Origin of the sequence: Phenylobacterium sp., assembly GCF_036723115.1 — a bacterium.
Taxonomy (GTDB): Bacteria; Pseudomonadota; Alphaproteobacteria; order Caulobacterales; family Caulobacteraceae; genus Phenylobacterium.
On sequence record NZ_DAIMHV010000132.1, the window covers coordinates 1 to 7,403 of the forward strand.

Below are 7,403 nucleotides of genomic sequence, written 5' to 3' on the forward strand. Positions count from 1 at the left end.
CCACCGGCCCCGGACGCGGCTCCACCTTCAAGGAAGTTCGCAGAGCGCTTGCATGAGCCCCCTCGCCCGCCTCTCCGGCCTCGCCGCGGCGGGCCTGCTCTTCGCCTGCGCCCCGGCGCCCGCCTCGCTGCCGGCCGCGCCGGTGGCGGCCGGTCCCGGCATCGCCGTCACCGCAATACCGGTCCCGCTCAACCCTGCGCGACCCGATGAGACCCGGCTGGGCGCCTTCACCTATGCCGGCGGCCTGGCCCTCAGCTCCAGCGAGACCGCGCGCTTCCACGGCCTCAGCGATCTCGTGGTGGACGCCGACCAGCAGATCACCGCCATCACCGATGAGGGCGACCTGATCGAGGGCCGGCTGGTCCTGGACGCCGCCGGCCGGCTGACGGGCATGACCGATGTGCGCCTCTCCCCCATGGCGGGCCTGGACGGTCGGCCCCTGCCCAACAAGGCCGCCTCGGACGCCGAGGGACTGGCCGTTCTGCCCGGCGGCGACCGGCTGGTGAGCTTCGAGCACCAGGCGCGGATCTGGCTCTATCCGGCGGCGGGCGGCCCGCCGCGGCCGGCGCCGCAGCCGGAGGTCGATTTCCCGCCCAATGGCGGCATGGAGGCCCTGGCCCACGACCCTGAGCGCGGGGCGGACGCCTATGTGGTGGGGGGCGAGGACTCCGGCGAAACCTGGCTCTGCCGCCTGTCGGCGCCCTGCGTCCCTGGTCCGGCCGTGAACAAGGGACGGGAGTTCGGCCTGGTGGCCCTGCGTCGCCTGCCAGGGGACCAGACGGCCTATCTGCTGCGGGCCTGGGATCCGGCGCGGGGCTCGCGCATCATCCTGACCATCCAGGGGCCTGCAGGCGAGGCCGGGCGGCTGGAACTGGCCAGGCCCTATACGGTGGACAATTTCGAGGGGGTTGATTTCGTCCCGCGCCCGGAGGGCGGCTACCGCATCTATCTGGTGTCGGACGACAACTTCCAGTCCAGCCAGCGCACCCTGCTGCTGGCCTTCGACTGGACGCCCTGAGGCCCGTCATCGGACACGAAGAAAGCCGGGGACACGAAAAAAGCCGGCCCCGAGGGACCGGCTTTTCAACCGTGCGTTCGCAAGGCAGGCGCCTCAGGCGGCGGCCTTGACCTCGGCGAGCTTGGCCTTGACCTGACGCTTGATCTTCAGGGCGCGAGCCGAGAGCTGTTCGTCGCGGGCCTTGACCAGGAAGGCGTCCAGGCCGCCCTTGAAGTCCAGGGTGCGCAGGGCCGCATTGCTGACGCGCAGCCGGAACGACTGACCGAGCGCGTCGGACTGCAGCGTGGCCGGAGACAGGGCCGGCAGGAAGCGGCGCTTGGTCTTGATATTCGAGTGGCTGACATTGTGCCCGACCATCGGACCAACGCCAGTGAGTTCGCAGCGGCGCGACATGGTGTTCAACCTTCGCGTGGAAACCAAATTGGCGGGAGGAGCCCCGCGCAAGAGAGCGGGCGATATAGGCGAAACCTCAAGGCGCCGTCAAGGCGGCCCGCAGCCATTCCCCAGCCAGCCTTCCATAGGCTTCTGTCGCCCCCGCCCTGCGCGCATCTGACTCAGGCCCGGCCGGCGGAGCTGGCTTGTGGTCGTCGGGGCCTCAGCTACAATCCCTGGTATAGAACAAACATCGAAAGGGCCGGAGTCAGCGATTCGGTCCCGATTCGTTTTGTCCACGTTCTGGTTTCCCCAAATCAAGGTCCGGGTCCTGGCTCATGGGGCCGGCGGCAGCCGTTCCAGAAAGGTGCGCAGGTCGTCGGCCGAGCGGTCAGCCAGCTGCTCCATGGGGATGTGCCCCCCTTCGGGATAGACGATCTTCTCAGCTCCGGGGATGGCCTCGGCGAAGCCCGCCGAGCGGGCGGCCGGAATCACCTGATCCAGCGCGCCCACCATGACCAGGGTGGGGGCGGTGATGGCCGCGAAGGTCTCTGGCGTCACCGGCGCGCCGGCGCCCCGCCGCCGGGGATCGGTCAGGATCGCCCGGTGTCCCGGGGCCCGGGCCAGGGCCACATAGCGGTCGATCATCTCCGGCGTGACCATTTCATCATCCCCATAGGCCTGACGCAGGCCCCGCCCGGCCAGGGGGCGAGGATCGAGATTGCGCAGCAGGCTGCGGCCGACGGGGTTTTCCAGCATCTTGAAGACGACAGGCCGGCGATCGGCGCCCTCCCCTTGCGCCTGCGGCCAACCCGCGGCGTTGACCAGCACGAGGCCCCGCGCCTGTTCGGGATGAGCAAGGGCGTAGCGCCAGGCCACGCCCCCGCCCATGGAATTGCCGGCGATGACGAAGGGGGGCAGATCCAGGGCCTGGGCCAACGCGCGCACCACCGCCACCTGACCCTCGGGGCTCGACTGATAGTCCTCCGGCGCGCGGGTCAGGCCATGGCCGGGCAGGTCCAGGCTGACGATCCGGTAGTCCTGTCCCAGCCGCTCCACCCAGGGCTCCCAGGTGTGGAGCGAGGCGGCGAACCCGTGGACCAGGACCAGGGTCGTGGGCGCAGCCGCCGCACCCTCGTCGCGATAATGGACTCTCAAGCCGTCGGGCAGATCGAGATAGCGCGAGGTCGGGCCGCCATAGCGACGCTCCAGGTCCTCATAGGGGATGTCGGGCGCCAGGCAGGCGCTGAGACTGACCAGAAGGGCGGCGGGCGCCAGCCAACGGGCGAGGCGGACAAGCGAGCGGAACACGGTGGGGACCTCACGGCGCAGCGACGCCAGGACCGTCGCGAGCGAACGCTCAGCCAAGACCCGCGTTCGGTCAATCCTGACCCGACGGCAGCCTTATGCGGACGCTGGAGGCGGCCGGCGAGGCTCAGGCGCCCTGGCGGCTATACCCCCGGCGGTAGCGCAGCATCAGTCGCGGGGCGATGAACCAGGCCACGGGCGCCGAGGCCAGGGCGCTGGCGACCACCACCACGGGAATGGAGGCCTGGGCGCTGACGCCCGGCGCCATCATCAGGGCGCCGATCAGGCCGACGCCGAACAGCACCGCCTGGACCATGGGATAGACAAGGGCCGCCACCATCAGACGGGTTGTCATGACAATCTCCTTTGCATGTCTCAGCCAAGGCAACGGGGCATGCTGGCGGGCGTTCCAAGGGCGCTTGCCGCGAGGCGAATCCATGCCCACCTTGCGTCTATGAGCGACCGCCCCTCCGGCGCGGCGCCGGCCCGTCTGGTGGCGGTGCTGGGGCCGACCAACACCGGCAAGACGCATCTGGCCGTGGAGCGCATGCTGGGCCATGGGTCGGGCATGATCGGCCTGCCCCTGCGGCTTCTGGCGCGGGAGGTCTATGACCGCATCGTCAAGCTGCGCGGGGCCCGGTCGGTGGCGCTGATCACCGGCGAGGAGAAGATCGTCCCGCCCCGGGCCGCCTATTTCGTCTGCACGGCAGAGGCCATGCCCCTGTCGCGGGAGGTGGACTTCCTGGCGGTGGACGAGATCCAGCTCTGCGCCGATCCGGAGCGCGGCCACGTCTTCACCCACCGTCTGCTTCACGCCCGGGGCAAGCATGAGACCATGCTGCTGGGCGCCTCGACCATGGCGCCCCTGGTGCGGCGGATGCTGCCGGACGCCGAGATCGTCAGTCGGGAGCGATTCTCGAACCTGACCTATGCCGGCTCCAAGAAGCTGACGCGCCTGCCGCGCCGCAGCGCCATCGTCGCCTTCTCCGCCGACCAGGTCTACGCCATCGCCGAGCTGATCCGCCGCCAGCGCGGCGGGGCCGCCGTGGTCATGGGCTCGCTCAGCCCCCGGACGCGGAACGCCCAGGTGGCCCTCTATCAGTCGGGCGAGGTGGACTTCCTGGTGGCCACCGACGCTATCGGCATGGGGCTGAACATGGATGTGGACCATGTGGCCTTCGCCGGCCTGCGGAAGTTCGACGGGCGGCGAAATCGCTGGCTCACCCCGCAGGAGATCGGCCAGATCGCCGGTCGCGCGGGGCGCTTCCGCACCGACGGGACCTTCGGCGTCACCGGCGACTGCGAGGAGATGGACGAAGATCTGGTCAGCGCGGTGGAGAACCACCAGTTCGAGCCGGTGGCCGGCGCGGAGTGGCGCAACGCCAGGCTGGACTTCGATTCCCTGCCCGATCTGCTGCGATCCCTGGCCCGTCCGCCGGAGCGGGCCGGCCTGCGGCTGGCGCCGGAAGCTCTGGACGAGATCACCTTGCGCCGACTGGCGGCGGAGCCGGATGTGGTCTCCCGGGCCCGCGACCGCAGCGCCCTATTCCGCCTGTGGGACGTCTGCCAGACGCCTGATTTCCGCAAGGTCTCGCCCGAAGAGCATGTGCGGCTGGTGCGCGACCTGTTCGACCAGCTGACCACGGGGCGGCGGCGCATCCCCGACGACTGGATCGGCCGGCAGCATCAGCAGCTCGATCGCACGGAAGGCGAGATCGACGCCCTGGCTCAGAGGCTCTCGGCGGTGCGGACCCTGTCCTATGTGGCCAACCGCCCCGACTGGCTGGCCGATCCCGCCGGCTGGCAGGGGCGGATGCGGCAGCTGGAGGACCGGCTGTCCGACACTCTGCACGAAAAGCTCATGGCCCGGTTCGTGGACCGGCGGACCAGCGCCCTGATGCGGGGCTTGCGGGTGCGCCACGACATGCTGGCCGGCGTCGGCGCCGACGGGGCCGTAACCGTCGAGGGCCAATATGTGGGCCGCCTGAGCGGGGTGAGCTTCGAGGCGGAGCGGGGCGCGACCCTGCTGGAGACCAAGGCCCTGCGGGCCGCGGCCCTGGCGGCCGCCGGGCCGGAGATCGCCCGGCGCCTGGGGCGTCTGGCGGCTGACGCCGACGACGCCTTCGCCCTGCAGCCGGACGGGGTGGTGCTGTGGCGCGGCGAGGCTGTGGCCGCGCTCTCCGGCGGGCGGCCCTTCGCCCCGCGGGTGCGGCTGTTCGGCGAGTTGGGGGATGCGGCGGCGCGCGAGCGCGCCCAGCGCCGGCTGGAGGCCTGGCTGGCCGCCGAAGCCGGGCGACGCCTGGCGCCCCTGCGCAAGCTGGAGAGCGCCGTGGCCGACGGCCAGATCAGGGGCCTGCCCCGCGGTCTGGCCTACCGGCTGCTGGAGCAGGGCGGCGTGCTGGATCGCGCCCTGGCCCGCGACGAGATCAAGGCCCTCAGCCAGGTGGAGCGCCGGGCCCTGAAGGGGCTGGGCGTCAGGATCGGCGCCTTCAGCCTTTTCATGCCAGGCCTGCTTCATCCCCGGGCCCAGGCCTTCGCCCAGGCCTTCGCCCGTTCGGCAGGCGGCGAGGCGCCCCCGGCCACCGCCCCCGAAGCCGAGCCCTGGCGGCTGGCGGCCTTCGGTCTGCGCCGGGTGGGCGCCGAGGCCCTGCCCGTGCTGACCCTGGAGGCCCTGGACGAGGCCCTGCGCGCGGCGCCCCGCCAGGAAGGGGCGAGCCTGGTGTCTGACGACCTGCTGGCGGGGGTGGGCTGGAGCCCGGAGGACGGCCGCCGTCGCCTGCGCGCCCTGGGCTTTGCGCCGGCCGCCCGGCCCAAGGCCGGCGAGCCCACCCCCTGGCGGCGCCGAGGCGCCGCGCCTGGGGCCTCGGAACCTCCGGCCAGGACCGCCGACCCGGCCTCGCCCTTCGCGGCCCTGGCCGCGCTGAAGCCTGCGGCGACGGCCCCCGCCCCGCGGCCCGCGGCCAAGCGGCGCACCGCCCGTCGCCGCCGCCCCAGACCCAAGGCGGCCGCCTCATGAGCGCCGGTGCGCCCGAAGCCTCGCCCGCCGCCGAGACCTGCCGCATCGATGTGTGGCTGTGGCGGGCGCGGTTCTTCAAGACCCGCTCCCTGGCCGCCCGCTTCGTGGAGGACGGCCGCGTGCGCCTGACCCGCGCGGGCCAGGAGACCCGCCTGGACAAGCCCTCGCGCAGCGTGCGGCCGGGCGATGGCCTGGTCTTCGCCGTGGGCGGCCGGGTGACAGCGGTGCGGGTGGAGGCCATGGGCGAACGGCGCGGCCCGCCGGCCGAGGCCCGAGGCCTCTATTCGCCCTTGCAGATATCCTGAGCGGCGGGCCTGCGCCAAACAGTCTATGGGCTCTGGTTGACAAGGCGCCCCCGCGCCGTGAAAAACCCGCGCCCTCTAGCACACGCGCCGCAGTTGGCCGCGACCGGAGCCTTAGTCCCGATGACCTACATCGTCATGGATGCCTGCATCAAATGTAAGTTCATGGACTGCGTGGAGGTGTGCCCGGTCGACTGCTTCTATGAGGGCGAGAACTTCCTGGCCATCAATCCGGACGAGTGCATCGACTGCGGCGTCTGCGAGCCGGAATGCCCCGTGGACGCCATCAAGCCCGACACGGAGGATGATCCGGACGGCAAGTGGCTGCGCATCAATTCCGAATATTCGCGCATCTGGCCCAACATCACGGTGAAGGGCGAGCCGCCGGCCGATCGGGAGCAGTACGAGCGCGAAACCGGCAAATTCGAGAAGTACTTCAGCGAGAAGCCGGGCCGCGGGTCCTGACGCGGCCAAGCCCTTGCCCGGCAAGGGAAGCGCCAAGCCTTTCTTTCCGCTCGACTTTATGCTATCGTCACACTCGACGTGACGGTAGACGGTTGTCGCCTGCCCCGTCGGTTCAACAGAGAAGAGCCGTATCGGCCGAGAACGCCTGTCTAAAGGCGAGGGTGTCTAGAGATTTGCTCCGTACCTTGGATGTCCCCTTTCGCGGTCGCCGCGAAACAGGCGGGGTCGTCCCTGTGTTCGGGGCCTCATCGACTCCGCTTCGGTCGCGCGACGCATTTTGAAAGGTCCTGCGATGAGCAAGAACGGTCTGGATTTCCAGGTTGGCGATCACGTCGTCTATCCGGCTCACGGCGTCGGGCAGGTTCAGGCGATCGAAACCCAGGAAGTCGCCGGTCTTTCGCTTGAAGTCTATGTCATCACCTTCGACCACGAGAAGATGACCCTGCGCGTCCCCACCGGCAAGGCGCGCAGCTCGGGCCTGCGGTCCCTGGCCGAGGGCGACGTGGTCAGCCAGGCGCTGAACACGCTCAAGGGCCGCGCCCGGGTCAAGCGCACCATGTGGAGCCGCCGGGCCCAGGAATATGAGGCCAAGATCAATTCCGGCGACCTGATCTCCATCGCCGAGGTGGTCCGCGACCTGCACCGCGCCGAGAACCAGCCGGAACAGTCCTATTCCGAGCGCCAGCTCTATGAATCGGCTCTGGACCGGATGGCCCGCGAAGTCGCCGCCATCGAGCGCATCGACCGCGACGCCGCCATCACCATGCTGAACAAGTCCCTGCTGGTGAAGGCCGCCGCGGCCTGAGCCTTCGCACGAACGCCTGAGAGGACGCCCGGCCCTTGCGCCGGGCGTTCTTCGTTCCGGGCGAGGCCCGCGGGCCTGACAGGGCTTGTCCCCAGCCCCCGCCCCATGGCATCGAAC

8 protein-coding genes are annotated in these 7,403 nt (G+C 70.7%); 5 read left to right on the plus strand and 3 right to left on the minus strand.

Annotated elements, in window-relative coordinates:
* Positions 1-52: 52 nt before the first annotated feature.
* Positions 53-1,018 carry an esterase-like activity of phytase family protein gene (locus tag V7D28_RS12200; RefSeq protein ID WP_333587654.1) on the plus strand — a complete coding sequence of 322 codons (966 nt, stop codon included), beginning with the start codon at positions 53-55 and terminating at the stop codon, positions 1,016-1,018.
* A gap of 93 nt (positions 1,019-1,111) precedes the next feature.
* On the opposite strand, the gene rpmB is transcribed toward V7D28_RS12200, so the two are convergent.
* From rpmB to V7D28_RS12215, 3 genes are all read right to left on the minus strand, one after another.
* Positions 1,112-1,411, minus strand: coding sequence for a 50S ribosomal protein L28 (gene rpmB, locus V7D28_RS12205; protein ID WP_333587655.1), 300 nt, complete (start codon positions 1,409-1,411; stop codon positions 1,112-1,114).
* A gap of 315 nt (positions 1,412-1,726) precedes the next feature.
* Entirely contained in the window at positions 1,727-2,701 is a 975-nt protein-coding gene (locus V7D28_RS12210; RefSeq protein WP_333587656.1) for an alpha/beta fold hydrolase, read from the minus strand.
* Between the two features lie 124 nt (positions 2,702-2,825).
* A complete protein-coding gene (locus V7D28_RS12215) occupies positions 2,826-3,053 on the minus strand; it encodes a hypothetical protein (RefSeq protein ID WP_333587657.1) in 228 nt (75 codons plus the stop codon).
* A gap of 99 nt (positions 3,054-3,152) precedes the next feature.
* Here V7D28_RS12215 and V7D28_RS12220 point away from each other — a divergent pair, with 99 nt between their 5' ends.
* The 4 genes from V7D28_RS12220 (at position 3,153) to V7D28_RS12235 (ending at position 7,286) form a co-directional block, all read left to right on the plus strand.
* Entirely contained in the window at positions 3,153-5,714 is a 2,562-nt protein-coding gene (locus tag V7D28_RS12220) for a helicase-related protein (protein WP_333587658.1), read from the plus strand.
* Positions 5,711-6,019, plus strand: a complete 309-nt coding sequence (locus tag V7D28_RS12225) for an RNA-binding S4 domain-containing protein (protein WP_333587659.1) — start codon at positions 5,711-5,713, stop codon at positions 6,017-6,019. Before V7D28_RS12220 ends, V7D28_RS12225 begins: the two co-directional genes overlap by 4 nt.
* 120 nt (positions 6,020-6,139) lie before the next feature.
* Entirely contained in the window at positions 6,140-6,481 is a 342-nt protein-coding gene (fdxA, locus tag V7D28_RS12230; protein WP_333587660.1) for a ferredoxin FdxA, read from the plus strand.
* Positions 6,482-6,773: 292 nt separating this feature from the next.
* Complete coding sequence (locus V7D28_RS12235) at positions 6,774-7,286, plus strand: CarD family transcriptional regulator (RefSeq protein WP_333587661.1); 513 nt, start codon at positions 6,774-6,776, stop codon at positions 7,284-7,286.
* The last annotated feature ends 117 nt before the right edge of the window (positions 7,287-7,403 follow it).

Excerpts from the sequence above, each read along its gene's own strand:
- fdxA (WP_333587660.1), top strand. The coding sequence starts at position 6,140 with ATGACCTACATCGTCATGGATGCCTGCATCAAATGTAAGTTCATGGAC.
- V7D28_RS12200 (WP_333587654.1), top strand. The coding sequence starts at position 53 with ATGAGCCCCCTCGCCCGCCTCTCCGGCCTCGCCGCGGCGGGCCTGCTC.
- V7D28_RS12235 (WP_333587661.1), top strand. The coding sequence starts at position 6,774 with ATGAGCAAGAACGGTCTGGATTTCCAGGTTGGCGATCACGTCGTCTAT.
- V7D28_RS12225 (WP_333587659.1), top strand. The coding sequence starts at position 5,711 with ATGAGCGCCGGTGCGCCCGAAGCCTCGCCCGCCGCCGAGACCTGCCGC.
- V7D28_RS12215 (WP_333587657.1), bottom strand. The coding sequence starts at position 3,053 with ATGACAACCCGTCTGATGGTGGCGGCCCTTGTCTATCCCATGGTCCAG.
- rpmB (WP_333587655.1), bottom strand. The coding sequence starts at position 1,411 with ATGTCGCGCCGCTGCGAACTCACTGGCGTTGGTCCGATGGTCGGGCAC.
- V7D28_RS12220 (WP_333587658.1), top strand. The coding sequence starts at position 3,153 with ATGAGCGACCGCCCCTCCGGCGCGGCGCCGGCCCGTCTGGTGGCGGTG.